The organism is Halobacteriovorax sp. RT-2-4 (assembly GCF_047085445.1).
Classification (GTDB): domain Bacteria; phylum Bdellovibrionota; class Bacteriovoracia; order Bacteriovoracales; family Bacteriovoracaceae; genus Halobacteriovorax_A.
In genome coordinates, this window is the sequence record NZ_JBKIXY010000001.1 from 694119 (window position 1) to 720942 (window position 26824).

General features: G+C 36.6%; 32 protein-coding genes. 12 read left to right on the top strand and 20 right to left on the bottom strand.

Annotated features, from left to right (window positions below; translation table 11 throughout):
• Positions 1–5: 5 nt before the first annotated feature.
• From tyrS to ACMAYL_RS03205, 3 genes are all read right to left on the bottom strand, one after another.
• A complete protein-coding gene (tyrS, locus tag ACMAYL_RS03195; RefSeq protein ID WP_392991597.1) occupies positions 6–1271 on the bottom strand; it encodes a tyrosine--tRNA ligase in 1266 nt (421 codons plus the stop codon).
• Positions 1271–2695, bottom strand: a complete 1425-nt coding sequence (gene gltX, locus ACMAYL_RS03200; RefSeq protein ID WP_412469667.1) for a glutamate--tRNA ligase — start codon at positions 2693–2695, stop codon at positions 1271–1273. Before gltX ends, tyrS begins: the two co-directional genes overlap by 1 nt.
• Before the next feature lie 118 nt (positions 2696–2813).
• Positions 2814–3173, bottom strand: coding sequence for a hypothetical protein (locus ACMAYL_RS03205; protein ID WP_146037823.1), 360 nt, complete (start codon positions 3171–3173; stop codon positions 2814–2816).
• Positions 3174–3217: 44 nt separating this feature from the next.
• On the opposite strand from ACMAYL_RS03205, the gene ACMAYL_RS03210 reads away from it, so the two are divergent.
• Complete coding sequence (locus ACMAYL_RS03210) at positions 3218–3496, top strand: barstar family protein (protein ID WP_103217527.1); 279 nt, start codon at positions 3218–3220, stop codon at positions 3494–3496.
• Here ACMAYL_RS03210 and ACMAYL_RS03215 read toward each other — a convergent pair.
• From ACMAYL_RS03215 to ACMAYL_RS03225, 3 genes are all read right to left on the bottom strand, one after another.
• Entirely contained in the window at positions 3486–4586 is a 1101-nt protein-coding gene (locus tag ACMAYL_RS03215) for an esterase/lipase family protein (protein ID WP_412462726.1), read from the bottom strand. The two genes, ACMAYL_RS03210 and ACMAYL_RS03215, sit on opposite strands and share 11 nt — an antisense overlap.
• 1 nt (position 4587) lies before the next feature.
• On the bottom strand, positions 4588–5703 hold the full coding sequence (locus tag ACMAYL_RS03220; protein ID WP_103217529.1) for a hypothetical protein: 1116 nt from the start codon (positions 5701–5703) through the stop codon (positions 4588–4590).
• Positions 5704–5868: 165 nt separating this feature from the next.
• A complete protein-coding gene (locus tag ACMAYL_RS03225) occupies positions 5869–6009 on the bottom strand; it encodes a hypothetical protein (protein WP_158246840.1) in 141 nt (46 codons plus the stop codon).
• 161 nt (positions 6010–6170) lie between these two features.
• Here ACMAYL_RS03225 and fliL point away from each other — a divergent pair, with 161 nt between their 5' ends.
• A complete protein-coding gene (gene fliL / locus ACMAYL_RS03230) occupies positions 6171–6641 on the top strand; it encodes a flagellar basal body-associated protein FliL (RefSeq protein ID WP_103217530.1) in 471 nt (156 codons plus the stop codon).
• A gap of 164 nt (positions 6642–6805) precedes the next feature.
• On the top strand, positions 6806–7084 hold the full coding sequence (locus ACMAYL_RS03235; protein ID WP_412462728.1) for a hypothetical protein: 279 nt from the start codon (positions 6806–6808) through the stop codon (positions 7082–7084).
• 80 nt (positions 7085–7164) lie between these two features.
• Here ACMAYL_RS03235 and ACMAYL_RS03240 read toward each other — a convergent pair whose 3' ends face one another.
• Entirely contained in the window at positions 7165–7587 is a 423-nt protein-coding gene (locus tag ACMAYL_RS03240; RefSeq protein WP_103217532.1) for a hypothetical protein, read from the bottom strand.
• Between the two features lie 158 nt (positions 7588–7745).
• On the opposite strand from ACMAYL_RS03240, the gene ACMAYL_RS03245 reads away from it, so the two are divergent.
• Positions 7746–8648, top strand: coding sequence for a LysR family transcriptional regulator (locus tag ACMAYL_RS03245; RefSeq protein WP_412462729.1), 903 nt, complete (start codon positions 7746–7748; stop codon positions 8646–8648).
• Positions 8649–8701: 53 nt separating this feature from the next.
• Here ACMAYL_RS03245 and ACMAYL_RS03250 read toward each other — a convergent pair whose 3' ends face one another.
• The 6 genes from ACMAYL_RS03250 to ACMAYL_RS03275 form a co-directional block, all read right to left on the bottom strand.
• Entirely contained in the window at positions 8702–8878 is a 177-nt protein-coding gene (locus ACMAYL_RS03250) for a hypothetical protein (protein ID WP_158246841.1), read from the bottom strand.
• A gap of 110 nt (positions 8879–8988) precedes the next feature.
• Positions 8989–9732: a rhomboid family intramembrane serine protease gene (locus ACMAYL_RS03255; protein ID WP_103217534.1), complete on the bottom strand. Its 744-nt coding sequence runs from the start codon at positions 9730–9732 to the stop codon at positions 8989–8991.
• Between the two features lie 9 nt (positions 9733–9741).
• Positions 9742–10152, bottom strand: a complete 411-nt coding sequence (mce, locus tag ACMAYL_RS03260; RefSeq protein ID WP_103217535.1) for a methylmalonyl-CoA epimerase — start codon at positions 10150–10152, stop codon at positions 9742–9744.
• Between the two features lie 87 nt (positions 10153–10239).
• Positions 10240–12120, bottom strand: a complete 1881-nt coding sequence (locus tag ACMAYL_RS03265) for a hypothetical protein (protein WP_103217536.1) — start codon at positions 12118–12120, stop codon at positions 10240–10242.
• Between the two features lie 189 nt (positions 12121–12309).
• Positions 12310–12978 carry a hypothetical protein gene (locus tag ACMAYL_RS03270; RefSeq protein WP_103217537.1) on the bottom strand — a complete coding sequence of 223 codons (669 nt, stop codon included), beginning with the start codon at positions 12976–12978 and terminating at the stop codon, positions 12310–12312.
• Positions 12979–12996: 18 nt separating this feature from the next.
• On the bottom strand, positions 12997–13530 hold the full coding sequence (locus ACMAYL_RS03275) for an asparaginase domain-containing protein (protein WP_392991584.1): 534 nt from the start codon (positions 13528–13530) through the stop codon (positions 12997–12999).
• 167 nt (positions 13531–13697) lie between these two features.
• On the opposite strand from ACMAYL_RS03275, the gene htpG reads away from it, so the two are divergent.
• From htpG to ACMAYL_RS03290, 3 genes are all read left to right on the top strand, one after another.
• Positions 13698–15593: a molecular chaperone HtpG gene (gene htpG / locus ACMAYL_RS03280; protein ID WP_103217539.1), complete on the top strand. Its 1896-nt coding sequence runs from the start codon at positions 13698–13700 to the stop codon at positions 15591–15593.
• Between the two features lie 152 nt (positions 15594–15745).
• Entirely contained in the window at positions 15746–16174 is a 429-nt protein-coding gene (locus tag ACMAYL_RS03285; protein WP_103217540.1) for a hypothetical protein, read from the top strand.
• A 13-nt stretch (positions 16175–16187) separates the two neighbouring features.
• Positions 16188–16580, top strand: a complete 393-nt coding sequence (locus ACMAYL_RS03290; RefSeq protein WP_103217541.1) for a hypothetical protein — start codon at positions 16188–16190, stop codon at positions 16578–16580.
• A gap of 70 nt (positions 16581–16650) precedes the next feature.
• On the opposite strand, the gene ACMAYL_RS03295 is transcribed toward ACMAYL_RS03290, so the two are convergent.
• The 5 genes from ACMAYL_RS03295 to tatC form a co-directional block, all read right to left on the bottom strand.
• Positions 16651–17154 carry a TraR/DksA family transcriptional regulator gene (locus ACMAYL_RS03295; protein WP_103217542.1) on the bottom strand — a complete coding sequence of 168 codons (504 nt, stop codon included), beginning with the start codon at positions 17152–17154 and terminating at the stop codon, positions 16651–16653.
• A 245-nt stretch (positions 17155–17399) separates the two neighbouring features.
• The gene (locus ACMAYL_RS03300; protein WP_412462730.1) at positions 17400–17828 is read right to left on the bottom strand and encodes a FliG C-terminal domain-containing protein; all 429 of its coding nucleotides are present in this window, start codon (positions 17826–17828) and stop codon (positions 17400–17402) included.
• Positions 17812–18798, bottom strand: coding sequence for an ADP-glyceromanno-heptose 6-epimerase (gene rfaD, locus ACMAYL_RS03305; RefSeq protein WP_103217544.1), 987 nt, complete (start codon positions 18796–18798; stop codon positions 17812–17814). The genes ACMAYL_RS03300 and rfaD overlap by 17 nt, the downstream gene beginning before the upstream one ends.
• The gene (locus ACMAYL_RS03310) at positions 18795–19307 is read right to left on the bottom strand and encodes a DUF4149 domain-containing protein (RefSeq protein WP_392991576.1); all 513 of its coding nucleotides are present in this window, start codon (positions 19305–19307) and stop codon (positions 18795–18797) included. Before ACMAYL_RS03310 ends, rfaD begins: the two co-directional genes overlap by 4 nt.
• 16 nt (positions 19308–19323) lie before the next feature.
• Positions 19324–20055, bottom strand: a complete 732-nt coding sequence (gene tatC / locus ACMAYL_RS03315; RefSeq protein WP_233189707.1) for a twin-arginine translocase subunit TatC — start codon at positions 20053–20055, stop codon at positions 19324–19326.
• A gap of 82 nt (positions 20056–20137) precedes the next feature.
• Here tatC and ACMAYL_RS03320 point away from each other — a divergent pair, with 82 nt between their 5' ends.
• Positions 20138–20737: a hypothetical protein gene (locus ACMAYL_RS03320; RefSeq protein WP_412462731.1), complete on the top strand. Its 600-nt coding sequence runs from the start codon at positions 20138–20140 to the stop codon at positions 20735–20737.
• On the opposite strand, the gene ACMAYL_RS03325 is transcribed toward ACMAYL_RS03320, so the two are convergent.
• Positions 20730–21428, bottom strand: a complete 699-nt coding sequence (locus ACMAYL_RS03325) for a (2Fe-2S)-binding protein (RefSeq protein WP_412470735.1) — start codon at positions 21426–21428, stop codon at positions 20730–20732. The genes ACMAYL_RS03320 and ACMAYL_RS03325 overlap by 8 nt on opposite strands.
• Positions 21429–21430: 2 nt before the next feature.
• The gene (map, locus tag ACMAYL_RS03330; RefSeq protein ID WP_103217549.1) at positions 21431–22198 is read right to left on the bottom strand and encodes a type I methionyl aminopeptidase; all 768 of its coding nucleotides are present in this window, start codon (positions 22196–22198) and stop codon (positions 21431–21433) included.
• A 162-nt stretch (positions 22199–22360) separates the two neighbouring features.
• On the opposite strand from map, the gene ACMAYL_RS03335 reads away from it, so the two are divergent.
• From ACMAYL_RS03335 to aat, 4 genes are read left to right on the top strand one after another with little or no spacing between them, the layout of a single operon-like run.
• Complete coding sequence (locus ACMAYL_RS03335; protein WP_412470736.1) at positions 22361–23989, top strand: YiiX/YebB-like N1pC/P60 family cysteine hydrolase; 1629 nt, start codon at positions 22361–22363, stop codon at positions 23987–23989.
• Positions 23990–24021: 32 nt separating this feature from the next.
• On the top strand, positions 24022–24975 hold the full coding sequence (locus tag ACMAYL_RS03340; RefSeq protein WP_412462732.1) for an NAD(P)-dependent oxidoreductase: 954 nt from the start codon (positions 24022–24024) through the stop codon (positions 24973–24975).
• Between the two features lie 16 nt (positions 24976–24991).
• Positions 24992–26095: an arginase family protein gene (locus tag ACMAYL_RS03345; RefSeq protein ID WP_392991567.1), complete on the top strand. Its 1104-nt coding sequence runs from the start codon at positions 24992–24994 to the stop codon at positions 26093–26095.
• Positions 26082–26780, top strand: coding sequence for a leucyl/phenylalanyl-tRNA--protein transferase (aat, locus tag ACMAYL_RS03350; RefSeq protein ID WP_412470737.1), 699 nt, complete (start codon positions 26082–26084; stop codon positions 26778–26780). The genes ACMAYL_RS03345 and aat overlap by 14 nt, the downstream gene beginning before the upstream one ends.
• The last annotated feature ends 44 nt before the right edge of the window (positions 26781–26824 follow it).

A 26824-nucleotide genomic window follows, 5' to 3' on the forward strand; every position in this document is an offset into this window, starting at 1 on the left:
GTTTTCTAAACGAATTTTACCACACAATAATTTTTCTTCCCCTTCTTTAGAATTAAGCAAGACTCACTTGCCAAATCTGAGGTAGTTATCACGTGATCAACATTAGCATTCTTAATGTTATTGATGGCAACACCGTTTTGAGTGACCATTTTTCTTGCCTCTCCCTTTGATTTAAACAAAGGAGTTGCAGCAAGCATATCTAAGTAAGTAATTTCACCTAATTGCGATTTTTCAAGCTCAATCGAAGGAACATCATCAAAAATACCCGCTAACTCTGCATCAGTCGTATTTTCAATAACCTTACCAAAGAAGAAGTCTGTTGCTTTCTGTGCCGCTTCGATCCCTTCTTTACCGTGAACTAAGCTTACGATCTCTTCGGCCAGTCTTTTTTGTGCTGCTCTTAAATGAGGCTCTGTTTCAACTAACTTCTCGTATTCAGCAATTTCTTCTAAAGTTAAAAACGTTAAAGTTTTTAGATATCTAATTACTGAAGAGTCATCTGAATTAAGTAGGAATTGGTACATCTTGTATGGAGATGTCATTGTTGGGTCAAGATAGATTGCTCCACCTTCAGACTTACCAAACTTCTTTCCATTGGAATCAGTTAGAAGTGGAATTGTCATACAAAATGCAGGCTTCTGGTGCATCTTACGAGTAAGATCCATTCCTGCAGTCATATTCCCCCACTGATCTGCTCCACCAATTTGTAAGCTTACATCATATTCTTTATTCAGGTGAGCAAAGTCATAACCTTGAATAACTTGGTATGTGAACTCAGTATAGCTAATTCCAGCTTCTGAGCTAATTCTCGACTTTACAGAGTCCTTTGCAAGCATTTCACCAACACGAAATCTCTTACCAACATCTCTTAGAAACTCGAGGAATGAAAACTTTCCAATCCAGTCAATATTGTTAACCATTGTGGCCGCATTCTCACCTTCAAAATCTAATAGCTTTTGAAGCTGTGCCTTTTGACCTTCAAGGTTTTGAAGAACTTGATCTTCTGATTGAAGATTTCTCTCATCACTTTTCCCAGAAGGATCACCAATCATTCCTGTTGCACCACCAACGAGAACGTAAGGCTTATGACCTTGTCTTTGAAGACGCATCATTGTAACAACTGCAAACAAATTCCCTAATTGAAGAGATCTTGCCGTTGGATCGTAACCACAATAAAATGAAATTTTCTTATCATTTAAAATTTCTTTCAACTCTTCGTGTGAGTATTGATTAACAATTCCTCTTGCTTCTAATTCTTCAAAAAAATTCATTACGCTAGTCTCTCTTTAATAATTGATACTGGAGTAAGTGCCACAACAGTCTTTAAATCTGGCCCATGTGCGCGTCCAGTAAGACATACACGTGTACCCATAAATAGTGGCTTCCCTTTAATTTTTAATTCTTTCTTTAAGTAATCCATCCACTCACCAACTTGCTCTTCAGTAACGTTAGTCGTTTGATCTGCTAGTTGTGCCTTTAGGTATTCCTTAATCTGTGGAGTTGTCTCCCACGAAATCGCTTCTTCATATTGTGGATCTGCATCGACACCAGCATCAAAGAAAATTGGCAGGTGCTCATTAATATTGCTAAATAGCTGGACCTTGTCTTTCATAAGTCCTGCAAACTTAATCTTCCAAGCTTCATCTTGCTTGTGATATTCACTTCCTGCAGGAACAAAGCGATCAAATCCAGCTGCAATATCTTTGTCATCTAATTTTCTAAGCCACTGCTCGTTAAAGAAGTTTAGCTTTTGAATGTCATACATTGCTGAAGACTTAGAAAATCTTTCGTAACCAAATTTATTACCAAGTTCATTTACATCAAAAATATCTGTCTCTTCAGGATGTGACCAACCAAGTAGACATAGATAGTTTGCAAGTGCTGCTGGAAGATAACCTTGATCCTTATACTGAGTAACCGAAGTTGCCCCATGGCGCTTCGAAAGCTTTTGACGATCGTGACCAATAAGTAGTGAGACGTGACCAAACTGAGGAGGTGTCACACCCATTGCATCGTAGATCATAAGCTGGCGACATGTATTGTTTAAGTGCTCTTCTGCACGGAATACGTGAGTCATCTCCATCTTTGCATCATCAACAACACAACAGAAGTTATAAACAGGCATTCCATTCGCTCTTAAGATAACGAAGTCCCCTACCATATTTTCTGGAAATTTAACGTGACCCTTTACAAGATCAGTGAACTCCCAAGTTTTTCCAGGGTTCTTAAAACGAATTACATATTCTTCACCCGCATCAATTCTCGCCTTAGCTTGGGCCGGGTCAAGATCACGATATTGTCCGTGATAAGCATGTGGGTCTTTATTTTCACTTGCTGCTTTTTCAGTTAATCGCTCTAATTCAATACTTGTTAAGAAACATGGATAAGCTAATCCACGATTAATAAAATCCCAAGCAATGTCTTTATAAATATCAAGTCTTTCAGACTGACGGTATGGACCAAAGTCTCCACCCTTATCAGGACCTTCATCATGCTCGATTCCCATCCATTTAAGGTCAGCAATTTGCGCTTCTTCATACTCACGCTTTGATCTTTCAAGGTCAGTATCTTCAATTCTTAAGATATATTTTCCACCATTTGCCTTAGCAAAAAGGTAGCTGTAAAGAGCAGTACGAGCGCCACCGATGTGAAGGTAGCCAGTTGGAGAAGGTGCAAAACGAACACGAACAGTCATGTAAATTCCTTTGGGTAATTAAATGTATTTTAAATTAATGTAGTTGAGCGATATTATAGCTTTTTAAATAGGAAAAGACACTTTCAAAGTCGCACTTTTTGGGGAAAAACACTTGATATTATAGACTATTTAGAATCGAGTCCACGTGGTCAACATTCTTTAAACGCTTGGACATGGAACGTGACACGATGCAATTCTCGCCATAACAAGTATTCGTAATATTTTTGAAGCAAGAACTAAGTAGTTGAAAGTAACGTGGCGTTCCAACAACAATACGGCCAGAGCCATCTTCCTTGGAAACGATCTTATCCGCATGAAGCTTAAGACACTCATCGACACCGAAAGTTGTATACTCAAGCAAATATTGTTTACGTGCCTTTAGGTATTTATTCGCAAGCTCAACTTTGGGATGTGAAGCATAGGAGCTTAGTCCAAAGAGCAATTGACAGGATACGAATAAACTCATTAACTTAGTCATAAATTGATTCTAACAATATATTTTCCTTTAGCAATGAGAAATAAATGCGCAGAGAAATTGAATTAAATTCCAACGGACTTGATACACTTGATGATTACTTAGTTGAGTGCGGCCGCTTATTTGATTTCCCAAGTTTCTATACGAATAATATCGACGAACTCTACGAATTTATCCAAACTTATACTGATAAAAACTTAAGTTTATATTGGTCAAATACAAAAGATGCGCAAAATAAATTAGGCCAAGATTTCTATCGTTTAAAAGAAGTTTTTGACTTGATTAGTTCACAATATAGCGAATTTCGATTTTATGTTAATGAGTAAGATAACTCGTTTGTCCTGAATTAACTTCTATCACTGAAGTCCTATTTCCATGTGAAACAATAAGCTCAGCGCTTGTATCACCATCTATTAAATAGCCTTTATAAAAGTATAGGTCATCTCTAATATGGATAAAGCTCAAACGTAAACCACGCTGAATATTATTTGAATGAACCCAAAAAGGGCCTTTTTCTTTAGTTCTTAAATAAACTGCAAACGTATTAATATCTTTTGCATAATTAATTTTTACTTTCTGATTACCTAGAAATTCTTTTTCAAAAATCGCCAAACTTGAGTTTTCACAACGAGCAGGTGAAATAAGACAGTACTTTGATACAAGGGTTGTAGCAGGTGTTCCAAAAAGGCGAAATCTTAAATGAACACCGTCGATATTATAATGAGTCGAAACCTCTTGTTCATTTTTTATATTTGGATTTGAACTAAAAGGGGCCACGGCAAAATCCCCTTCAATATCAAATATACTCGGTGCCAGCGTCGCTGAAATCGTGACAAAGTTTTTATCAGAAATAATATCCTTAAAATGAGAACTCTTGAAGAACTCCAATGTTTCAACAACTTTCTTAGAGCCAATTTTCATATTTTTTAATTCTTTCTTACCAAGAATTGGCAACACAAATGTCCCTAAGGAATAGCCTAGGTTTGCTATAATCGCTCCATAATAAGGTGTCGCCATTGTCATGATATTCTTTACTCGATGACGAATCGGATCTTGGGCCTCATCCATACTCTTAAGCCAAAACATCGTAATAAGGCCACCTTGGGAGTGGGCAACGATTGTAATTTTTGAATTACTATGTTCAAAATTCTTATGCATGTAGGAATCAAAACTTTGGATAAAGTCTTCAAGATTTAATTTATTATTTCCTGTGTCGTATTCAAAAAAATGAGAGTTGATACACTCATTGGGGTGATATTTTTTTAAGTACTCGGCCCAATGGCCAAAAGCACCCTTATTGCTTGCGATCCCATGGATAAAGACCACATCGTGACTTTTATGAGAGTCACTAGTGCTACAAGTAGCACTAGCATTAATTGAAAATAGAAATAAAAAAGATAATACTAAAAATCTCAATTTACTCCATACCTTCTGGGTAGATCTGAATTGCATGATTTAGAGTCGTTTGTACCCAAGCATATTCTCTTGCAATAAGTGGTGCATTTAAGAAATCTTCTTCACCTTCTTTCACAAGATCATAGTCATATTTTGGCATATTTTCATTTGGATAAATTGAATCACGAACGTAGAATACACCTTTTGAAGCGCATCCAACTTCCTCGTAACGTTTTTGAACAGCATCTCCCTTTTCCATCACTTTTTCAGCATTGGCCAAGTACTTAGCACGCCAAGAATCAGATTTTGTTTTCTCGGCCTTCTCTAACCAGTAGTCACGCTTCTCTTCCATAAAAGGTTTAAAAGATGAAACAAATGGACATCCCTTTGTATCAGCATTGTCATTGTAGCCAAAAATATAATTAGCGTGCCAGAAACCCTTATGGTTATAAATGACAAGAACTGGAGCATTTCTTTTATGAAGAGCTTTTTTAATTCTTTCAACAATATCTGCTGGAGCTTTTGCAACAGACCACTGGTCTTTATCAGCATCAACATGAAGGACTTCTCTTTTAAACTTTGGAAGCTTGTACTCAACAGCATTTTTCCCAATAGTATCTGTTAAATCAATCCAATTAAATTGTGTCCCATAAGATCCATCTTCATCATTTGCATCTGTTACAACACGCTTGCCATCAACTTTCTTAAAGTTACCTTTTGTAAAACGGTAATCCTTATTTGAGAACATCACAGAACTTTTATTAATTCTTCTGATATTATCCGTTCTCCAGTTATCAATTTCGTCTTGATTAGTTTTATTAGTCTTTAAAGACATATAGTAACGTTCAGCAAAATCAACTTTATTATCACCTTCAAGATTATTTAGGCGGTTGTACCACCACTCAACAACACCAGTATGTGACATATATAGACATGAGCCAGCATCCTCTTGTGAAGGTGCAGCAACAACATATTTCATTAATTCGTTAAAACCACCAGCAGTCACTTCATCTTCAATGAAAGAATTAGGATTAATTGTACCTACATAATCCTTTGGAAGTGATTGATAAGTTGAGATTTCGGCCTGAGCTGACAATGTAGAAATGGCCGCAGCAATTGCGAGTAAAGTTTTAAACATATTCCCTCTTTTAAATTTAACTTTTTTCATGTGTGAAGAGTGAAATGCTAGCAAACTTGAATCATAATCACAAAAATTAAGACGAAATGAAGCGATGCGCATACATTAGCTGCGCATCATGTATTGAATATTTTGTTTTAATATTTTTTATTCGTTTGCTTGCTATTATGAAAGATAAATAACAACGGATGCACCAATTGCAGTGACCGCTATAAGAATCCAAGTGTTCATAGCAGAGCTTCTCTTCACTTCTTTACGATTCGTTACATACTTCTTATTGCGTTTATTCTTATTAGACTTACCCATTACATCCTCCATAAATAATCACAGGCAAAGTATTTTATACAAATTTTATAGCGTTAGCATAGACCGAGTGCTCCACTCGGAGAACAACACTTTAAAAAAGTATTTTCTACCTAGCGACAAAGCGAGTTAAATCACCAAAATAACTATGATATTATAGTTCTATGACGGGAAGAAAATTACTTGATCAACTTATTATTGCATTCTTGCTACTGACAACGATGGCCACAGTTGGCGTCTTCGTTTACACCAATGTTATCTACAAAAAAGAGCTACCAAATAGTGCTACAGAAATGCAGGCGCTTAAAGATGACTTCAAACAAATCAATTTCCCAACAACTTATGTTCTAGATAAGATTACAGTCAACCTAGACTCGGCAACTCGCCGTCTTAGATTTCTTGATGTACAAATCAACCTTGTCCTCTTCACTCAAGACGACTCTCAAATACTCGATACGATCAAACCACAAATTTATGACATCATTATTGATGTCGCAGCATCAATTGAACCTGATGAACTAAACTCTCTTTCAGGGAAATTAATCTTTGAAGGACGAATCAAGAAACGTATCAATCAATTAGCAAAAAAGAGCGTCGTTAAAGAAGTATTTTATTCAAAATTCGTTGTTCAATAACCACGAATTATTTTTCTATGCTATAGTGTAAAAATCATGAATCTATAATCACTTAGAAATCCATTTCTTTATTTCAATCGACTAACCGAGGTGATTATCGTGAACACTTCTCACATTTAAAATTCATTTTTTTCATTCACAAATTTTTAAATTGAGAGGTCTCCATGCGATCTTATCTACTACTATTCTACCTAGGATTAGGACTTCCTGCATTTGAAGTACGATTTCTAGCGAGAAGAAAAAATATCGAAAATGTATCAACAGAATATGACTTAGCTGAACGTAAGCAAAAACTTAAAAAGAAAACACGACTTTATAAGAAAGGTAAACGTCGAAATAATCAACACTACCGTCAAAAGCATTTTGCGCTTAAAGGCAGCCATTCGAAGGATGCACGTTATAGTAATGGAAATAAATTAAGAAGAATGTTTATTAATATGTAGCTCTAAAATGTTATAAGGCCCGCGAGGGAAGCGGGCCTTAAGACAACAACACATGGGAATTTAAAAAAGGAATTTTTAAATTACTCGCAACGGCCTTCATTTACATAAATGGCCTTTGCACGATATAGTTCACACGAATTTGGAAAGCTAATAAACGCATCACCGTCGATACCGCTAATGGCACCACAAACAGGAGCGAAGATTTCAGGGCATACGTTAAGCTGTCTAGGCTCATCTACCCAATTCTTACAGTTAAGAACTGCTTCAAGCTTGTACTTACCTAGTCCAGCTTGCTTAAGAGCAAATTGTCCATCTTCACAGCTTTGAGCTTCAAAGTACTCATTTACTAATTCGATTTCTTCATTTTGCTCAGTGATAATAACTTTGAAGATTCTTCCTCGAAATGATTGAGAATCAATAAGATCACCATTAAGAATAATTTCTTTTGCACTTACATTCATTGCTAATACTGCAAGAAAAATAATTGAAACTAATTTACTCATAATCCTACTCCCTAAACCTTCTAAAAAAAATTCAAAGTCTTATCTTGTGAAAGGAGTTATAGAACAAAGAATAAATTAGTAGAAATTATATATAATAATCATTATCCATAATTATATGTTATACTTGATCCTATAGAACCACCTAAGGTACTGAAATTATGAACATAGACTATATTTCTATTCCTACACTGCGTGTTTTCATCGAAGTTTATGAGACAATGAATATGTCTCAAACAGCAAAAAATCTTGCGATGACCCAACCTGGGGTGTCTCAGCACATCAAATCCCTTGAGGGACTACTGCAAATCTCCCTTTTTGATCGTATTAATAAGAAGGTCTTACCAACGGAGCAGGCCCACAGGCTCTATACGGAGTGTCGCCAAATTCTTGAGAATCTTGAGAGCGCCCTCGCAGACGTTTCGGCCAAAAAGAATGTTTTAAAAGGTACTTTACATATTGGGATGCCAATTGAGTTTGGTAATAACAGACTTATTCCAATCATTGCTGAATGGCTTAAGTTACATCCTGAAGTCTCCTTGCAAATTAACTATGACCACGCCGCTAGACAAAGCCAGCTTCTTTTAAATGGTGGCCTAGACTTTGCAATCACAGACAGTTTCAACTTTCCAAAACAAATTGCGACACGAAACCTATCAAGTGAAAGACTTATTCTTTGCTGCTCAAAAGAGTATGCGAGCTCTCATGGCCTAAGCGAGAATACGAAATTTAAAAGGGCCGATGAATTAGACTTTATTGCTTACCTAGAAGGCTCACCTGTTATCACAAGCTGGTTTAAATACCACCTTAACAAGAACTTTAACAAACATCCAAAAGCGCAATTAATGGACGTTCAAGGTGTTCTGCGCCTAACTCTTGCGGGAGTAGGAATTTCCGTTCTTCCCCTACACGTTATTGAACGCTCAGATAATAAATCAAAGCTCATGCTCTTTAAGGGAACAAAAGATCACATGATTAACGAGCTAAACCTTGCCTTTTTAAATGCTAGAAAATTAGGGCCAGTGGCCTCAAGTTTGTTTGAATTCTTAACGGAGAATATTTAGGAATAAAAAAGGCCGCTAAAAAGCGGCCTTGATATAAAAAATTTTGGTTTGAATTATTGATTCATTCCTGGAGCTGTAGACTCGTCAGTAGTCGTAACGTTTGACTCTTCGTCTTTTAATCCATTTAGGTATTCTTCAACCTGAGCCTTAGTTACTTTACCCTCAGCGATAAGCTTATCTCTTAATCTTAGGTCTAAAATTTTCTCTTGTAACGCTCTTGAAAGTCTCATTGAATTTCCTTATTTAAAAAATTAACGATTGATATATTTATAATAATGTAGCTTTATATCATGTGTTATTTGCTTTGGAAACCCCTAAAAATATCAGGGACTTAAAAAGCTTATTGCCAAAACCTTGGTTCATCTGGATTTGGACGCTCCTCATCATCAACTAATCTTAGGTGACTTTTCTTTTTCTTGCTTGTCGATTTCCCACCTTGCTTAGTTGCAATACGAGAGCCTTGAGAGCGTACGTAATGACCTAGGGCCCTAAAACCTAAAACAAATACAGCACCGAAAATCATAGAAGCAATATTTGCAAAGGCCTGAGCACCACCTGGAGTGAAAAAGCCTTGGTACACATTCATCCCCGCAAGGATTAAACAGAAGTACTTGGCCTTTACCGGAATGATCATAAAGAATTGAAAAATACGATCAGGGTAAATACAGGCGTAACTCACACACATTGCAGATGATAAGAATGCCATTCCATGAAATGGATAATTTATCGTTGCACCACCCATAAAGAGTGCAAAAATAGTGTATGCAAAAGCGTTAACAAGAGCAGCAATCACAAGATACTGTAGGTACCTCTTTGCTCCCCAACGCATCTCAAGATCACTTCCAAGAAACCAAAATAGAAGCCCTGTAAAGACAACATTAAAAAGACCAGTATTCACAAAAGGATATGTAAATAACTTATAAATGAGACCGGCCTTTAGCGCTGAAACGTTGAGCCCTAAAGTATTAACTAATGAGATATTAAGAAATTGTGCAAAGACTGCGCTTATAAGAAAGGATGCGACAATGATCCCGATGAGATACTTGTTTACCTTTGTTAATGGCGGCAGATAAATATTTTGCATTCTTTCTCCTTACATTTTTTGAGCAATCTCGATGAGAACTCCACCAGTTGATTTTGGATGAATAAAGTTCACTAAACAATTATTCGCTCCAGGGCGTGGCGCTTCATAGAGAAGATTATAACCTAAGTCCCTAAGCTCTTGTGACTTTTTTGCAACATCAGGAACGCGGTAACACATATGGTGAATCCCTGGACCTTTTTTCTCAAGATACTTGGCAATTGGGCCTTGACCATCAATCGGCTCAAGTAATTCAATATGAGCATTTTCATCAATATGAGCAAAAGAAGTCGTCACTTGCTGATCTTCAACCACTTCTCGGTGGTTAAATTCTAAACCTAAGTCACGATAAATTTTTTCGGCATTATCTAGATTCTCAACTGCGATCGCAATGTGATCTAGGAAACAATCTTTATTAAACATGATTTCTCCACTTTTCTTACTTAGTAATTTTCAAGCATTATAGAAAAGTCCGAAGGCTTGAGCAACCTTACAAGTTACTATTAATAACTAAAGATCGCTCAAGTTAAATGGTGGTGAATCCAGAACATCCTCACCTGAACAGTCTGCAGGAGTCGTTGGAGTAGCTGGCTCTTGAGGTGTAATTGGTGGCTTACAAAGACCGTTTACACAATCACCAAAAGTTGGAACTGAATAACATCTCTTCTCACAAGAAAGAGCATTATTCGGGTCGTTGACACGAATGAGGTAACACTGTCTAACGTATTCGATACGACAGAACTCTTTCGAGACACAACTTTGATTTGGAACCTTTGAACAAAGAACTTGTTCGAAGTCATTATTAATATGATCACGACATGTATTAGTCGTTCCATCACAACAAAGTGACGCACAATCAAAATCTGAATTACAACTATTTCCAGTAGGAAGATTTCCTGTTGAATCAAAATCATCACTACACTGCCCTACAATTGAGCGAGAAAAACAACGATTATTAAAACAACACTCTCCTGAACCACATTCACGATTTGCACTACATGACTTTAGAGAATTAAAATCATAACCATCTTTAGCACCAAGGCCTGTCTTTAGTAATTGAAGCTTAATCTCTTTTGTTTCAGCAATTTGAACTTCAAAACCATCTTCCATTGTAAACAGCTCAATTGTCCCTGTTACGTTACAACTTGAAACCGTCTCACCAGTTGATGCGTTATAATTCTTAGCTCTAATATTACAACCATCCATATAGTACGTATCACCAGCAGCATTTAGAGTTTGAACAGAACGGTTAGAAAATGGAGATTGAGAACCTAAGTATTGAATCCCAGTTGTTTGATAATTAATCTTTCCTGCACGTGGGAACAGGTATGCCTGAGTTCCTGAAGCAATATTCGTAAAATCTGCAGCACCAGAAAGTGGTGCTTTAAAAATTGCACTTGGAGTCGTTCCCGACTGATAAACAGCTGCACCTTTAATTTCCCACTCATCTTCGTTATGAATACGATATGGGCCACGGTAATCATAAGCTCCCCCACCTAAAGCAAGAGCAGTGCCTACGGCCGCAGGATGATTCACACCAAAAAGGCTTTGAAACATCGCTGAGTCTTTCTTATCAGGAAGACACTTATATAAATTAGTCTCTAAAGATTCATTTGCAAGAAGATTACCTTCAATATCAATTTGCTCAAATACAGGTGTATTTGTTTTAGAAACTGTTTCAGCATTTACGATTTCATCGTACCAAAGAGTTTGATCCTTAATTTTTGCATATGAGTAAAGGCACACATCCCCTGCTTGATTACAGTAAGGATGACTAATAGAAGATGTAAAAGTTGGATCGTCTTCTAAACGTAGACCACGACAGTAAAGACCTGCATTAGTTGCATCACCTTCAACATCTTCGGCCGTATCATTATCATAATCATTGTAGTCAAATAGATCATAAAGAAGTCTGATGTCGTTAAACTTCTTATCTGCTAAATCAAATGTAATAACATTAATAGTTGAAAACTCAGTAATCCCTGAACCAGGAACTTGACCAACAACACCATCTAAAACAATTGGTGTTCTCTCTCGTCCAAAATAGAAGCGTCCTTTCACAACACGATTCTTAAGGGATGAAATATTTAAACCAGTAAGGTGGAGCTTCCCTCTAAAATCTTTAGGAATTGAAACTTTCTTTTTAAAAGATCCAGTATTTGGGTCAATGATTTGAGTAATTTCAACGGCAGTTGTATTAGGAATACTTGTGATAGTCTCATTATCTCCATCTGTTGCATTATTTCCACCAGATGATCCACCACTTCCGTTATCTCCACTTCCAACTTCTTCAGATGGATTCTCTACAATGTCACGCACAGAACGTGGCTGCTCCATACAAGAAACAAAAAGTGAAAGTGTGAATAGGTAGACTAAGACATTCTTCATCATTAATTTGGCCTTAAGTTAATAATCTTCACTCTACTTATCGAAATCAGAGAAAATTAAGTTAACCCTAAGTAAATATTAACCTCGAACTTGAAAAATCTGCCGATAAAGCGCTAAGGAGCTGAATTTACGAATAAACTCGTAAATCAGCTGCCTTAAATATGTGCAATTTGGAATTAGATAATGAAGAATCTAGGCTTTTCTAAACAAGGAAACAAGAACCCCTGTTAGCACGTCTTGAATCAGAGTTAATAACAGACAAATTATATAAATTAATTCAATCGCTATCCCCGTCCCTGGCGCGTAATTAGTAACGACTTGAGCAATCCCTGCAATGATAAATGAAATCACCAGAAACCCTAAATAAGTGCCGCCAAGAGTTGAAACTTTCTTTTTTGTGATAGCAAAATTCGATTCACCTTCTTTATCAAAAAGAATCGATGTCATGGCAACAAAACTATAGAAATAGGCTACATAAAAAAATGGGATCACAAAAAAAGCGACTCCAAGAATCATCAGTAGCGAAGTAAGAAAGCCGTAGAACATATACGTAGGAATATCCCACAGAACTTTTGAAACTCGATAAGGTAATTTTTCGAAAGCAAAGAAGAAGAAATTAAGAATAAAAACCGACTGAATAATTGTACCAAAAACATTTACCGCGGCCACCGTAATTACCGTCATGTCATCTTGAGCATTAAAATATGCTAGGCCATAGGCCTTTAATGCGAATGATAAAAAGAATAGTGGTAAATAATGAGGAAGATTCCCCTTCATTGCGCTTACTGCTTCATACATTGAATCAATAAAAGAAAGGTCCTTACTATCTTCGTTAGTGACTTCTTCATGATGCATATCCATTTGCATCCTCCCTATAAGTTAGTCTTGAATATATTCAAACGTACGCTTTGCATGATTCTTTCTCACACCAGGAACTTTAAAAAGTTGCCCGTGAAAAGAAATATACACACCTGCTTCTACTATTTTAGCAGCATATAGACTTTCTGTAACATTTTGAAAGGCATCACTATCAACAAAGCCCATAGGCTTCATCGCTCCAGTGAAAATGATTGGAACTTGCAAGTCTTTTGCGCCGTCAAGAGCGTCATAAACAAATTGTGCAGACTTTGCCATGGTATCAGTTCCATGCAACACGATTAGAGGAATATTTTTCTCCAACTGCGCCTTTATTGTCTTAAGCAAAACCTGACGATCATAATCAGTGAAATACAGCGAGTCTTTATTGATAATATTCATTATGTGAAGCTTCGTATAAGGAAGCCTTAGACGGTCAATGATAGTCTGGCGAATAAAAGAATCTCGATTCTTTAATGAACCATCGCTCTCGCTATAGGACTTCTCTATTGTTCCACCTGTTGAAATTAATTGAATATCTTGAACATGGTTTTCCATGTACTTCCCTCGCTATAAAAATGAATTCCTATCTTATACCTAATTTTTTCAATGATTTTAAGAATTTAAGTAATTTTTTTACTCTTAACCCTTGACGCTCATCATTTTGCTCCCATCTTTGGGTCGTAAGAACAATTATCTACTTGATTATATATGAAGGAGTATCAATGACTAATCGCACAGGACAAATCTCTGTTGCAACAAGCGACATTTTTCCAATTATTAAGAAATGGCTTTATTCAGAACACGATATCTTCATCCGCGAGCTGATTGCCAACGCAAGTGATGCCATCACAAAGCGCGCCACACTTGCACGTCAAACGGGAGATGAGCTTCCTACTGGAAGAATTTCTGTAAAAGTAAATAAAGACGCTAAAACAATCACGGTTACTGATAACGGGATTGGAATGAGCGAAGAAGAAGTTGAAAAATACATTGCTCAACTGGCTTTTTCTGGAGCTGAAGAGTTCGTAAAGAAAATGGAAGAAGTTGGCGGCGAATCAGATAATGATATTATCGGTAAATTCGGACTTGGTTTCTATTCAGCATTTATGGTTGCAAAAAAAGTTGAAGTTGACTCTCTTTCAATGACTAAAGGCTCAACAGCAACAAAATGGTCTTGCGAAGGTGATACAGAATACACTTTCTCTGACTCTGATAAAAAAGAAGTTGGTACAACGATTACACTTCACATTGCTGAAGACTCTGAAGAGTTTCTAAACAAGTGGAAACTAAATGAGACTCTATCTAACCACTGTGATTTTATGCCATATGAAATTGCATTATTAGATGAAGCAAATAAAGAAGATACTGAAACAATTGTAAATGACACAAAACCTATCTGGAAGCGTGATCCTAAGGAATTAACTGATGAGGACTACAAAGGTCTCTATCGTAAATTATTTCCAATGGACGGAGAGCCCCTATTTTGGATTCACCTAAATGTTGATCACCCATTTACATTAAACGGGATTTTATTCTTCCCAAAATACAACCCAATGAAGCCAGTTGGTGATAAGAATATTCGTCTATACTGTCGCCAAGTATTCGTTTCTGATAACGTAAAAAATATTATTCCAGAGTTCTTAGGACTTCTTAAAGGTGCTATTGACTCTCATGACATCCCACTTAACGTATCAAGATCATCTCTACAAGGTGATCCAAATATTAGAAAGATTTCAAATTATATTGTTAAGAAAGTTGCAGAGGCCCTAAAACTTCTTAATAAGAAAGATAGAGCAAAGTATGAAAGCATCTGGAATGATATTGGGCTATTTGTAAAATACGGTTGTGTTTCTGATGAGAAATTTGATGATTTAATGCGTGAGCGAGTACTATTTAAAACTAATGAAGGACAATTTGTTACACTAAACGAATACCTTGAATCAGTACCAGCTGACTACGCTGAGAAAATGGCCGGAAAAATTCTCTACTTTGAAAAAGATGCGGCCAACCAATCTCTTCTAGCTCAACTTAAAGAAGCTGGAATTAAGGCCTTAGAGACAGATAATCATATCGATCCACACTTCATCCAACACTCGGAAATGAAGAAATTCAAAAAGGGTGAAGAAGAAGTTGAAATCAAATTTGTAAGTGTTGATTCTGAAATAGAAAACCTACTTGCAAGTGAAGCAACTTCTGAAAACGACATTAAAGTCAAAGAGATGTTTGCGAAATTCCTTGGTATTAAACTAGAAGAAAAAGAAGGTGAAGCACCGGCAAGTAAGGGACTTGAGATTGGCCGCATGGCAAATGCTCAAACTCCTGCATATTTTAAAGTTGATGAGTCGATGAAACGCTTTGCTCAAATGACTCAGTCAATGGGTGGCGATCACCAATTCCCTATTAAGAAAACACTTGTCGTTAATACGACAAATCCACTAGTTCAAAGTGCATTCAAGATCCACACAAGTGGTAAGAATGAAGACCTAGCAAAGAAACTTTGTCAGCATGTTGAAGACCTAGCGGGTATCTCAAGTGAAGGACTAAAACCAGAAGAGCGCGATCTATTCGTAAAGCGTTCTCAAGATCTTATTAGCGAATTATCAAATCACATAAACTAAAAGTACACGCCACCTTTTCGAGATATTAAGAAGTTAAGAGCTTAATATTTAGAAAAGGTGGCCTTTCGCTCTATATAATTTTCAAAACTTGCCCTATCCAGACTCTTTTCGTTTATAGTCGGCCAGACAAAATAATAAAAGAGGATGACGAAATGAAGAGATTACTTCTTACAACGATCACTTTTGCAACAATTGTAAATAGTGCACAAGCAATGCCAAGTCTAATGAATGAAGATATGCCATCAACATCTGTTGCGACAGCTTTCACAGTGGCGCCAATCGGACTAGCAATTCAAGCAGTAGGTTCAGTAACTCATGCTACATTTTTAGCATCACTTGCGGTTTTTAATCCGTCAGAAGCAGTTCAAATGACTAAAGAATCTTTAGGAATTTATAACAGAGAAGAAATCGAGCGTGCTATTGAAAGAAATGACCTTGATATCATCGACTCTTTGAGAGAGATGGTAAGAGAGGACCTAAAAGCTGGTGGACAAATTGAAAGCCTTGATCAACTTTCAGATAGAGATGTTGATCAACTTATTAATGTAGCACTATATATACCAAACGAATCTGAAGAATAATTTGAGGAAAGCAATGAAGAAACTAACTTTATCAATTCTAATGGCATTAACAATCTCTAATCCGGCCAATGCCCTGGAAACAACAAGAGATTTTCTAGACACAAGCTCAATGGTAACAACTGGTTGGGTTTATGCAGCAGGTTTATATACTGAAATGACTGCAACATTAGGTTTTCAAACTTCTTTTGCAGCAAGTGTATCTTCTCTACAGGTTACAGCAAGAGCGATTAATAATCTTAATCGTGAAGAAGTTGAAAGAGCAATTGAAAGAGATGATCAAGATACGCTTGATTCAATTAGAGATCTAATTAGATATGAATTAGAAGAAGCTGGTGAAATCTCTTCTGGAGATGAACTAAGTAATGAAGAAGCAGACATTCTTCTTTATGTTGTTTTAACAAAATAAAATTTCAAATAAAAAAAGGCCAGTTCGAAACTGGCCTTTTTTCTATCTATCCTCTGCTTTAAGTTATCTTTTAAAATGCTGCATTCTTCTCATCAAAGCTTCTTGCAAAAGTTTCAATTGAAACAACATTTGTACTTTCATCCATACCGTCTGCATGTTTAAATGCTACGTTCTTATTATGTGCACTCATTGCATTTCCGTTTGTATGTGATCTCTTTTCATATGTACGAGAATTTTCTTCTCTTTCAAGCTCTTCTTTACAAGAGATACAACAAGTAGCGATTGGTCTAGCATGTAATCTTTTGATAGAGATTTCTTCTCCACACTCTTCACACTCTCCAAAAGTACCACTTGCAATTTTTTCTAGAGCACGATTAACTTTGTTAAGTAGGAATTTATCTCTTCCCATAAGCTTTAGCTTTAGTTGAGCATCTCTCTCATTAGAAGTTTGGTCGATAATGTCACCGCTAGTCTCGTTAGTTAATACTTGCTCGACACTTCCTGTAGTACTGACCAGCTGATTTTTAAGATTAATGAATAAGTTTTTGAAGTGTTCTTTTTGTTCAATGTTCATAGTATCTCCATTCAATCTAAAAATAAGTAGTCCATTACGTCTTACCTAAAGTTTTCTTCCTGATAACTTTAGAGAGATTCCTTTCTCTGCTTATTATAAAGCAATGAGCGTGCCAATTTTGAAGGCCTTAATTCGGATAAATTTTATGGAATTCGTGGTGTAAAAATGAATTTTGGGGCCAGACTGACTTTTTAAGGCCAGTATTGGCACCGTCAGAACGCACCAGTCCTCAATTTTAGTTGAGTTTAAACGAGTTTATCGTCTCGAGAGATAATCAAGCGTTCATCATCGATCATCTTTGAATAGATTATCATGACTTCCTGGTGTGCTTCTAGGGCCTGAGACTTTGGAACTTTTTTCTGGATAAAGAAAAGAATATCTTCTCGAATGCTTTTAGGAAGTTTTGCAAGAATCCCCTGTCGGTCTTCTTCCCTTTCTAGCTTTAAGGCATTTCCTAAGCTTTCAACTTTTACTTCTCTTAAGAACTCGCTCATCATCTGTGGTGTGATAAATTGCAGATCTTTTAAACGATACATACTCGCACGTAATTTATCTGCTAATTCAAAGTCCATCTTTGTGATATTAGAAATAAGAGTTTCCTTCTCTTCTTTATTCATTAAAGAGATGGCCTCAAGAATTGCTTCAAAGCCCGACTCTTTAGAACCTTTCGACATATGGATTATCCTTCATTAAATGATTCTTTACATAGTCGGCTACACCATCATCTACGATACGAAATTCGAAGTTTGGAAGTATTCTTCTAAACTTATCCATATCTGCTTGAGTGTAGTATTGATATTGATTACGAAGATGCATAGGCATATCGATAAATTCAACGTTTGGCTCACGTCCCATTGCAATGAACGTTTGATTCACGAGATTAAGAAAGCTATCGGCTCGACCTGTTCCAATATTATAAATACCAGAGTGCTTCGCCATCTCCTTCTCAGATAGCTCAATCATGGCATTAACAACATCTTTAACATAAACAAAGTCACGAAGCTGCTTACCATCCTCATACCCTTCTTTGTGCGACTTAAAGAGCTTAACCTTTCCAACTTCATTTATCTGTTCGTATGCTTTATGGACAAGAGAGCGCATCTCTTCCTTATGATACTCATTAGGGCCATAGACATTAAAAAATTTAAGGCCAAACCAATGTTTTGGACGATCAGTTTGATTTAGAACCCACTCATCAAATAATTGCTTAGAGTAACCATAAGGATTTAGAGGGCGAAGCTTTCCAAGCTCCTCCTCTTTGTCTTCATAGCCAAGCTCACCGTCACCATAAGTGGCCGCAGAAGATGCATAGATATATGGAATATTTAAATCACATGCCAGGTCAAAATAGAACTTTGAATGACCAACATTATTAGTCATCAGATAATCCATATCCATCTCAGTTGTGGATGAGCAAGCACCCATGTGATAGATACAAGAAATCTGCTTATGAACTTCTTCTAATTGAATGTCGATAAACTCATCAGCATGAAAATATTCAGCATATTTAACGCCTTTTAAATTCTTCCACTTCTGATCATGATCAAAGCGGTCGACAATAATGATATCATCACGTCCGAGCTCGTTAAGCTTTGCAACAAGAACACTTCCAATAAATCCAGCGCCACCTGTAACTAAGATCACGCCTCACCTTCTTTGCTCTCTAAACGCATTAGACTCGTTAGTGAAATTCCGCACATTGTAAGAAGAGCTAGAAGTTTATAACTATCAAGTCGTACATAGAGTTTATGATAACCTCTAAGCTTCTCTTCAAACACCTGATACTCTTCATCAGTGTGAGTGTAATTTGATTTTGCAATCTGAGAGTCGCGAATACCTGGTGATAGTTTAGTTGTATAAACGATGGCCAAGACAAGTGTTGTTAGGGCAATAAACTTCATCACCATTGAAGCCTTCCCTTTTTTCTTATAAAGAAAAGCTGCGATGATCAAAAGAATAGCAAAAATCATTTCAATAATATTGAACGATGTGAAGATAATTCCACCAAGAGTTCCTGCTTCTTTTAGAGAGCTAACATTTCTAAAAATACTTGGAGCTGCAATGAAGTCGATAAAGACGGTTGCAAAAAACCATGAAAGGCAGACGCCAAAAATTAAACTTAATAATACGTGTTTCTTTAGTAGTGATTTCATAAAGAAATCATACCGTCTATTTCATGTGATGACGAGAAAGATATGGGTGAACAATTAACGCAACAGCTAAAATACCCAGTTCAAAAAGTACGACTAACGGCAGCCAAAGTCCCATCATTGTAATGACATCAGGAGGAGTTAACATAGCAGAAACGACAGCGAAGCCAACATAAACATAACGTCTCATATTAGCTAGGGACTGCTTTGTTACTAGGCCCATAAAGCCTAAAATAAGAAGTACATTTGGTAGTTGAAAAATAAGGCCAAGGAAAACAAGAACCTTACTTGAAAGAACGAGGTAATCTTTTAGACCGATTGTTGCTTCAACATTTTGTACACCAAAGCCCATGAGGGTTTGAAATGTTAGTGGAAAAACGATGAAGTAACCAAAGCTTACGCCAATAGCAAACAGGAAGAGCCCAATAATAAGAAATGGCCTAACGGCCTTTTTTTCATGATCATAGAGACCTGGAGAGATAAATTTCCAAACCTGATAAAACCAAAGAGGACAAGAAAGAATAACACTTGAGTAAAATGCTACTTGAAATTGAGAAAGAACCTTATCAAGTAGTCCAAGATAGACAACCTTTCCCCCTCCAAAATCACCAAGAGCATCTCGCAGAGGCTTCAAAAGAACTTCCTGGATGAGGTCACCATAGGCGTAGCAGGCCACGAAAGATATCAAAATTATGATTAATATCTTTATAAGTGCAGAGCGTAACTCTTCTAAATGGTCAATTAAACCCATCTCTTTCAAAACTTACCCTAGTTTTCCATCCATACTTAAAGTAAAATAAATTAATACTAATAATTTAACACAGTTAGAACGAATGAAATACCCATTATTAATTTTTATTGTTAATTTTATGATAGCTCTTCCAACACAGGCAAAGACGATCTTGCTCTGTCTTGGACAAGAAGAAAGTTACTATGCCAAAAGGTTTGAGACAGGGCCCCGCTATCACTTAAATCAAATTATGATTAATGAGATTTCATCAGTTGGTAATCCGCAATTTTCTAAAGGTTACTACAATAAGTTTTGTTCTGATCCGAGTAAATCACCGACGCTTAAATTACTTAAGGCCATGACAACTGGCCAAAGAAATATTTTCGACTTCAAAGAAGAAGACGGTGGAATTGGTGTTAAGTATTCGATGTCGACTTATAATGAGTTTCGTCTAAAGTCGATTAAGATCCTAATGGATTATCTCGCAAAGATTCAAATCCAAGCAAGTAGTGCCGATTGCCTTGAGTCTAATATTCCTGGCCTAAAAGAGTTCTATGCTCGCTATCGCTATCTTGAAGGAGAAGTAAGCTTAGAGACTTTAAAAGGATCTAAAGAATCTCTTTTAAAGATTTATGATGCTTTAGAGAATGTCGATGCTATCTTAAAAAAATGCCAAAAACCTAAGCAAACTCAAACTAAATAAAGAATACACTAAGCTGAGAATCTAGCGAAGAGACTTTACTAATGAAATCTTGCGCCTCAGGAGTTTGTTCATCACCAATGACATAGAGGTGGTGACCAATTAGGCCTTCGACAGATATCTTTCCGAGTTTTTCAACCATTGGATAAATATCCTCTAAAAGAAATTGATATGGTCTTTTTCCAGCAATCTTATCTTTTTTGAAACCATTAAAGGTAACTGCAGGAATAACCTTTTCCTCACGATTTGATTTAAACATCGGAACAATATCGGCCAGGCACGAACCACAGCCACCAGCGGCCTTTGACAGGTTTGTAATCGTAAGAGGATCACTTGCTCCCCTTTCAATTAAAGCTGCGACTTCTTGGCGACTAACACCAAAACAGCGACAAAGTGTATTTGTCGTATCAATGGCCATAAGTTGATTAGGAGAGAAATAATTTAAAACTTCTTTGAAGAAGCTAAATAGCTCAAGAGAATGACTCGAATTTTCACTTAGAGCTTTTTCGATTTCAAGTATTAGTTGTGACTTTGTATTCTTCGTCTTTTCAAGAATCATCATGATGACATCTTTTAGTGCACTATCATCACTTTCAACAAAGTACTCTCTTACTTCATTGAGCTTAGAAAACCTAAGCTCAACTCGACAAGGATCATTAATTTTTAAATCTGGTGCAATTAGGCTTGTATTCACAATTAAGGATGAACCTCGTAACTTCTAAGAGTAAGAATCTCAAAGCCACCTTCAGTAACTAAGATTGTGTGTTCAAATTGGGCAGACCATTTCTTATCTCTAGTCAGAACTGTCCAACCATCTTTAAGAACTTTACAGTCCTTTGTTCCAAGGTTGATCATTGGCTCAATTGTAAAAGTCATACCAGGCTTCATTTCTGCGCCCTTACCTCTTTTTCCAACGTGAACAACTTGTGGATCTTCATGGAATTCTCGTCCAATACCGTGTCCACAATAATCTTCAACAATACCGTATCCGTGATCGTGTGCGATCTCCATAATTGAAGCACCGATATCACCAATATGGCCACCTGGACGAACTTGCTTAATTCCTTCCATCATACATTGGTAAGTTACATCAACAAGTTTCTTCACTTCATCAGAAACATTACCAACTAAGAAAGTCTTATTAGTATCACCGTGGAATTTATTTAAGTATGTTGTCACGTCGATATTTAATATATCACCGTCTTTTAAAACATCTTTTGTACTTGGAATTCCGTGGCAAACGACTTCATTAAGTGAAGTACATACCGACTTTGGAAAACCGTGATAATTTAATGGCGAAGGATACGCACCATTTTTAATAATATACTCGTGACAAAGATTATTAAGCTCTTCAGTGCTTACACCTGGCTTTACGAATGGTTCAATATACTCAAGAGTAGAAGCCGCTAATTTCGACGTTGCTCTCATTAATTCAATTTCGCGTTTCGACTTGATCGATATCATGGTTTTTCCTTTCGCTTATTCTAAGTACTTAAATATACATACCTTTTAACATAGTTTGACCCACTAAAGAATAGACAAAGTTAAAAATTTTACAATTTACAACACGCTAAGTACCTAAAATGGCATAATGACGCGAAAGAATTCAGAAATTAGGACTAATAAATGAAACAAATTATCGCCATTTTCCTCTTAACTGTGAACGTATTCTACGCTCATGCCCAGAGCAAAGAAGACAATAGGTTGTTCCATTCTACAATGACTCAAATCAATGAGATTCAAGAAAGAATAAACGATACTGACTATGACCCACAAAAGCTTGGGTACAATATTCGTGAACTAGAAAAATTAATCAATGCAAGTAGTGATCTCGTAAATGTGACTATCGATTATAGCAAACTCATTTATCGACAATCAATTGATCATAAGCCAATAAAAGGTTCTGATTTATCAATCATTGGTAATCTAATGAATACAGTCGCACTCATTATGGAGAAATCGAGTCTTTATACTGTAAAAGACCTTTCTAATAAACGCTCGTATTCTGAACTTGAGTATGCACAGATCAAAGTGACAAACCTACTTGCAAAACTAAACTACGTGAACCTCTACTTAGTAACTCACAATATTTTTTATGAAATCAAAACAATCAAAAAAGTTACGAAAGAGATTATTAAGATTCTCGACAATGAAAAACAAGTTGAGATTCTTAAGCAATTTACAAAAATTGCAAAGAGTGAGAAATTCCATGAGGAGTTACAAGAAGACCTTAGAAACTTTCTTGATTATCACTACTACTATCTAAAACTTTTAAATCCTGACCTAACAAGAGGTGTTGTTCTTGTAGAGAAGTTTGAGATCGAAAAACATTTACTTGGAAAGAGACTCCCTGCAATTGAATTTAGCAGTATTGGCGATTGGTTTATTGAAATCTTTAATCGTACGACAAACTTTATCTCAGGGCTATTTGGTAACCTTGTTGGAAAACTGCGTTTTCGCCATGGTCATATGTATGCTAACGAACGAGCACTTGATTACCTAGAGACGGTACTAAAGCCGCTAGATATTATTGCAGAAAAAACACCTTTTGCTGCAACAGACTTTTTTATTCCAGGACACTTTGGTCATATTGCCATTTATCTTGGTACAGAACAAAAGCTTAAACTAGCAGGACTATGGAATACACCATTTATTAAAAAGTATCATAATGATATTCGCAAAGGAAAAACAATTGTTGAGTCGATTCGACCAGGAAGTCGCCTTGTTTCCCTTGAAGACTTTTTAGAAATTGATGAAATCACAATTATTCGTGAAAAAGGAATTCTAGAAAATAAGTGGGCAAGAGAGATGGTGTCAAAGGTTGCACTAGAGCAACTTAATAAGAAGTATGATTTTAATTTCGATGTCACAACTCTTGATAAGGTCGTATGCTCAGAGGTTCCATACCATGCTTATGGACACAAGAGATGGCCAACAAGTTATATCTTAGGAAGAAATACTATTTCTCCAGATGAAATTATCGAAAATGCTTATCGTAAAGGATCGGGTATTGAATTTGTTGCCTCAATTAAGGCCAATGAGAAACATCAGCTATTTAGCATTACTAAAAAAGAAATGGGAGATAATCTTGGTTTTATCTACGATGAATCAAGAGATATGTTCAGAAAGAAGATAAAGTCATGTCAGTTAATTAAAGTTGTTGATCATGATCAGCGCTCAACGATAAATGGCCGTTATCGCACTTATAAGAAGTGTAAAACGATCAAGAAAGACTTAATTTACAGCGGATTCTAGCAAAGCAAAGAAAAAGTTGATAGATTAAGGGTATGAACTATTACTTTTATCGACCAGAAATTTCGAGCTATCAAGGAGAGGCCTTTCGCGTTAAAGAAAGGCAGTCACTAGGCCAACTTGGTATCAAGTGCGTGGACACACCTATTGAGATCCCAGAGGGCGAAAGCGTCATTGTTATCTCAACGAGCTATACGAATAATGAGAGTATTGTTAAATCACTAGAGCACGCCAATATTGTCCTCTGGATTCATCCAAACTCGGGCTATGATAACTTCTCACTTGAGTTTGTGAAAAGAGCAAAATTCCCAATTGTTTTAGGAAATGAGATTAGAGCAAATGCAGTAGCGCAATTCTACCTTCAAGCATTACTCAATCATCAAGGACAAATTCCTTACAGACGCCAATGGGATGAAGCACGAAGCTATAATCGAGAACTCTTGCACACAAAGAAAACTCTAATCATCGGACGTGGACCAATTGGTGCAAGACTTGGCAATGCTCTTGAAACATTGAATGTAAAAGTTAGCTATTACGATCCATACCAAAATAAGCAGCAAAATAACAAATACCTAAAAGAAGAACTGACAAAGTCAGATATCATCATCATGGCATGTTCATTGAATAAGACTTCTTACCATATTCTTAATGAAGAGATGTTTGCTTTATTAAAAAAAGACACTCTCATTATGAATGCGGCCAGAGGAAAATTAATTGAGCAACAGGCCTTAATAAACTTTCTAAGTAATAATAAAGATGCTCATGCAATTATCGACGTCTTTGAGAAAGAGCCAATAGACTTTAATCAATTTAAGCAACTTTCTAATATAACTCTAAGTTCCCATATTGCAGGAGTGTACAAGGGAATTAACGATGCTATTATAAAGTTTGAAAAGCGTGTGATTCGTGATTACCTACACGATCAAGACCTTGACCTTTACAAGACAGCACTACTAAGCTCTCGTGTTAAAGGCGATTTTTTAATTTAAATTTAAGGGAATATATATGAGTGACAAGAATGAAACATTATTAAATGACTACCTTTGCCCTCCAGGCTTTGGTGTATTCACAGTTAACACAGCAAAAGAGAGAAAAGATAAGCTAACTCAAGTGCTTTATAAAACGACTGAAGATGCCGCAATCAGATCGGCATGGAGTAATGAACTTAACAAACTTTCTAACGTAAAAGGTTGTGCAATTCTTGGTGTCGCATCCGACTGTGGAGGAGGGATCCAAAGAGGTGCAAACTGGGGACCTTTATTCTTAAGAAACACATTAATCGAAGACCATTTAGATACTTATAAGCAATGTTTTGACCTAGGTGATATTAGAGTTATTCCTCACCTTCTGCATGACAAGTACTTAAATGATGAAACAATAAAGAGTGCACAAAATGCATTGTACGGTGGAAAGAACTTAAGTGTCTCTCCACTAAGTATTGCCAAAGCAAGTGTTGATGAAGTCTTTAAACATAATAAGGATTTAAAAATCTTCAGTATCGGTGGAGATCACTCAGTAAGTTTTCCACTAGTAAAATCATGGATCAACAATAGAAGATCACTTGGAAAGAAAGTAGGCCTTATTCACTTTGATGCGCATACTGACCTGTTAAGAGAAAGACTTGGTATTGATTATTGTTTTGGTTCTTGGCTAACTCATGTTCTGGATGATCTTGAAACACCAAAGCATTGCTATCAATTTGGCATTCGTTCAACTGGAAAATCAAAAGAACACTGGGAAAGTGAATTTGGACTCAATCAGTATTGGGCAAAAGACGTTAAGGAAATAGGAGCAAAAGAATTAGCACTTAAAACAGTAGCAGAACTTAAGGCCCAAGGAATTGAAGAAATTTATATTAGCTTTGATATTGATGCCCTCGATGAAAGTGTTGCCAGCGCAACAGGCACACCTGAACCAGAGGGACTGATGCCACACGAATGTGCTATAATGATAAAAGAGTTTACTAATGCCTTTAACCTAACTGGTGCAGACATGGTTGAAATTGCTCCACTTGTAGGCTTAAGCGAAGAAGGCTCTCGAACAACACTTGAAGTAGGGGCCGCAATGAGTGCTCTTATGATGGAGGCCATGATTAGTGCCAATAATTGAATTCCCACCAGTCGAAGTCGCAGATGAGCAAGGGCTACTAGCTATTGGTGGAGATCTCCACCATGACTCCCTTTTATTGGCGTATCAAAATGGAATCTTTCCATGGCCAATATCTCAAGAGTATCCCCTAGCTTGGTTTTCCCCTCCACAAAGAGGAGTTATTCGCCTTGAAGACATTCAAATAAGTCGTTCTCTTATTAAGTTTATAAAAAAGTGTGACTGGACTGTTACCTTTAACAAAGACTTTCTATCTGTGATCAGAAACTGTCAGCAGATTCACTCAGACTCCATTGAAGGAACTTGGATTACTGATGAAATCGTCGAAGGCTACTTTAATCTTTTTCATCAAAACCTTGCTTATAGTGTCGAGGTATGGAATCAAGAAAAAGGCCTAATTGGAGGACTCTACGGCGTAAGCATGGGACACTTCTTAAGTGGTGAATCAATGTTCTACAAGGAATCAAATGCTTCAAAGATCGCATTATTAGCAATTCTTCATGTCGTCAAACAATACACTATTGCATTCTTAGATACGCAAATGGTGACTCCAATTACAAAGTCCTTTGGTGCAATCGAACAAGACCGAAGTCTATTTATCAATCAAATAGCTCCGCTATTTGCACAAACACCACTTGTCTTTTCAGAAAATGAAATTTTAGTACGTGACCTACTGAAGTCTTTTTAACTTTATATACAGAGCAACTCTTTTGATAAAAATTGCAAGGCGCC

What these genes read in the sequence shown, in the direction of transcription:
- ACMAYL_RS03250 (WP_158246841.1), bottom strand. Translation starts at nt 8,878, where the DNA reads ATGAGACTTTCAAGAGCGTTACAAGAGAAAATTTTAGACCTAAGATTA.
- ACMAYL_RS03270 (WP_103217537.1), bottom strand. Translation starts at nt 12,978, where the DNA reads ATGGATATGCATCATGAAGAAGTCACTAACGAAGATAGTAAGGACCTT.
- ACMAYL_RS03205 (WP_146037823.1), bottom strand. Translation starts at nt 3,173, where the DNA reads ATGACTAAGTTAATGAGTTTATTCGTATCCTGTCAATTGCTCTTTGGA.
- tyrS (WP_392991597.1), bottom strand. Translation starts at nt 1,271, where the DNA reads ATGAATTTTTTTGAAGAATTAGAAGCAAGAGGAATTGTTAATCAATAC.
- ACMAYL_RS03295 (WP_103217542.1), bottom strand. Translation starts at nt 17,154, where the DNA reads ATGAACATTGAACAAAAAGAACACTTCAAAAACTTATTCATTAATCTT.
- ACMAYL_RS03285 (WP_103217540.1), top strand. Translation starts at nt 15,746, where the DNA reads ATGAAGAGATTACTTCTTACAACGATCACTTTTGCAACAATTGTAAAT.
- ACMAYL_RS03240 (WP_103217532.1), bottom strand. Translation starts at nt 7,587, where the DNA reads ATGAGTAAATTAGTTTCAATTATTTTTCTTGCAGTATTAGCAATGAAT.
- fliL (WP_103217530.1), top strand. Translation starts at nt 6,171, where the DNA reads ATGACGGGAAGAAAATTACTTGATCAACTTATTATTGCATTCTTGCTA.
- ACMAYL_RS03245 (WP_412462729.1), top strand. Translation starts at nt 7,746, where the DNA reads ATGAACATAGACTATATTTCTATTCCTACACTGCGTGTTTTCATCGAA.
- ACMAYL_RS03345 (WP_392991567.1), top strand. Translation starts at nt 24,992, where the DNA reads ATGAGTGACAAGAATGAAACATTATTAAATGACTACCTTTGCCCTCCA.
- gltX (WP_412469667.1), bottom strand. Translation starts at nt 2,695, where the DNA reads ATGACTGTTCGTGTTCGTTTTGCACCTTCTCCAACTGGCTACCTTCAC.
- ACMAYL_RS03210 (WP_103217527.1), top strand. Translation starts at nt 3,218, where the DNA reads ATGCGCAGAGAAATTGAATTAAATTCCAACGGACTTGATACACTTGAT.
- ACMAYL_RS03335 (WP_412470736.1), top strand. Translation starts at nt 22,361, where the DNA reads ATGAAACAAATTATCGCCATTTTCCTCTTAACTGTGAACGTATTCTAC.
- ACMAYL_RS03235 (WP_412462728.1), top strand. Translation starts at nt 6,806, where the DNA reads ATGCGATCTTATCTACTACTATTCTACCTAGGATTAGGACTTCCTGCA.
- ACMAYL_RS03255 (WP_103217534.1), bottom strand. Translation starts at nt 9,732, where the DNA reads ATGCAAAATATTTATCTGCCGCCATTAACAAAGGTAAACAAGTATCTC.
- htpG (WP_103217539.1), top strand. Translation starts at nt 13,698, where the DNA reads ATGACTAATCGCACAGGACAAATCTCTGTTGCAACAAGCGACATTTTT.
- ACMAYL_RS03275 (WP_392991584.1), bottom strand. Translation starts at nt 13,530, where the DNA reads ATGGAAAACCATGTTCAAGATATTCAATTAATTTCAACAGGTGGAACA.
- map (WP_103217549.1), bottom strand. Translation starts at nt 22,198, where the DNA reads ATGATATCGATCAAGTCGAAACGCGAAATTGAATTAATGAGAGCAACG.
- mce (WP_103217535.1), bottom strand. Translation starts at nt 10,152, where the DNA reads ATGTTTAATAAAGATTGTTTCCTAGATCACATTGCGATCGCAGTTGAG.
- ACMAYL_RS03300 (WP_412462730.1), bottom strand. Translation starts at nt 17,828, where the DNA reads ATGTCGAAAGGTTCTAAAGAGTCGGGCTTTGAAGCAATTCTTGAGGCC.
- ACMAYL_RS03290 (WP_103217541.1), top strand. Translation starts at nt 16,188, where the DNA reads ATGAAGAAACTAACTTTATCAATTCTAATGGCATTAACAATCTCTAAT.
- ACMAYL_RS03320 (WP_412462731.1), top strand. Translation starts at nt 20,138, where the DNA reads ATGAAATACCCATTATTAATTTTTATTGTTAATTTTATGATAGCTCTT.
- ACMAYL_RS03310 (WP_392991576.1), bottom strand. Translation starts at nt 19,307, where the DNA reads ATGAAATCACTACTAAAGAAACACGTATTATTAAGTTTAATTTTTGGC.
- tatC (WP_233189707.1), bottom strand. Translation starts at nt 20,055, where the DNA reads ATGGGTTTAATTGACCATTTAGAAGAGTTACGCTCTGCACTTATAAAG.
- ACMAYL_RS03225 (WP_158246840.1), bottom strand. Translation starts at nt 6,009, where the DNA reads ATGGGTAAGTCTAATAAGAATAAACGCAATAAGAAGTATGTAACGAAT.
- ACMAYL_RS03265 (WP_103217536.1), bottom strand. Translation starts at nt 12,120, where the DNA reads ATGATGAAGAATGTCTTAGTCTACCTATTCACACTTTCACTTTTTGTT.
- ACMAYL_RS03340 (WP_412462732.1), top strand. Translation starts at nt 24,022, where the DNA reads ATGAACTATTACTTTTATCGACCAGAAATTTCGAGCTATCAAGGAGAG.
- ACMAYL_RS03220 (WP_103217529.1), bottom strand. Translation starts at nt 5,703, where the DNA reads ATGTTTAAAACTTTACTCGCAATTGCTGCGGCCATTTCTACATTGTCA.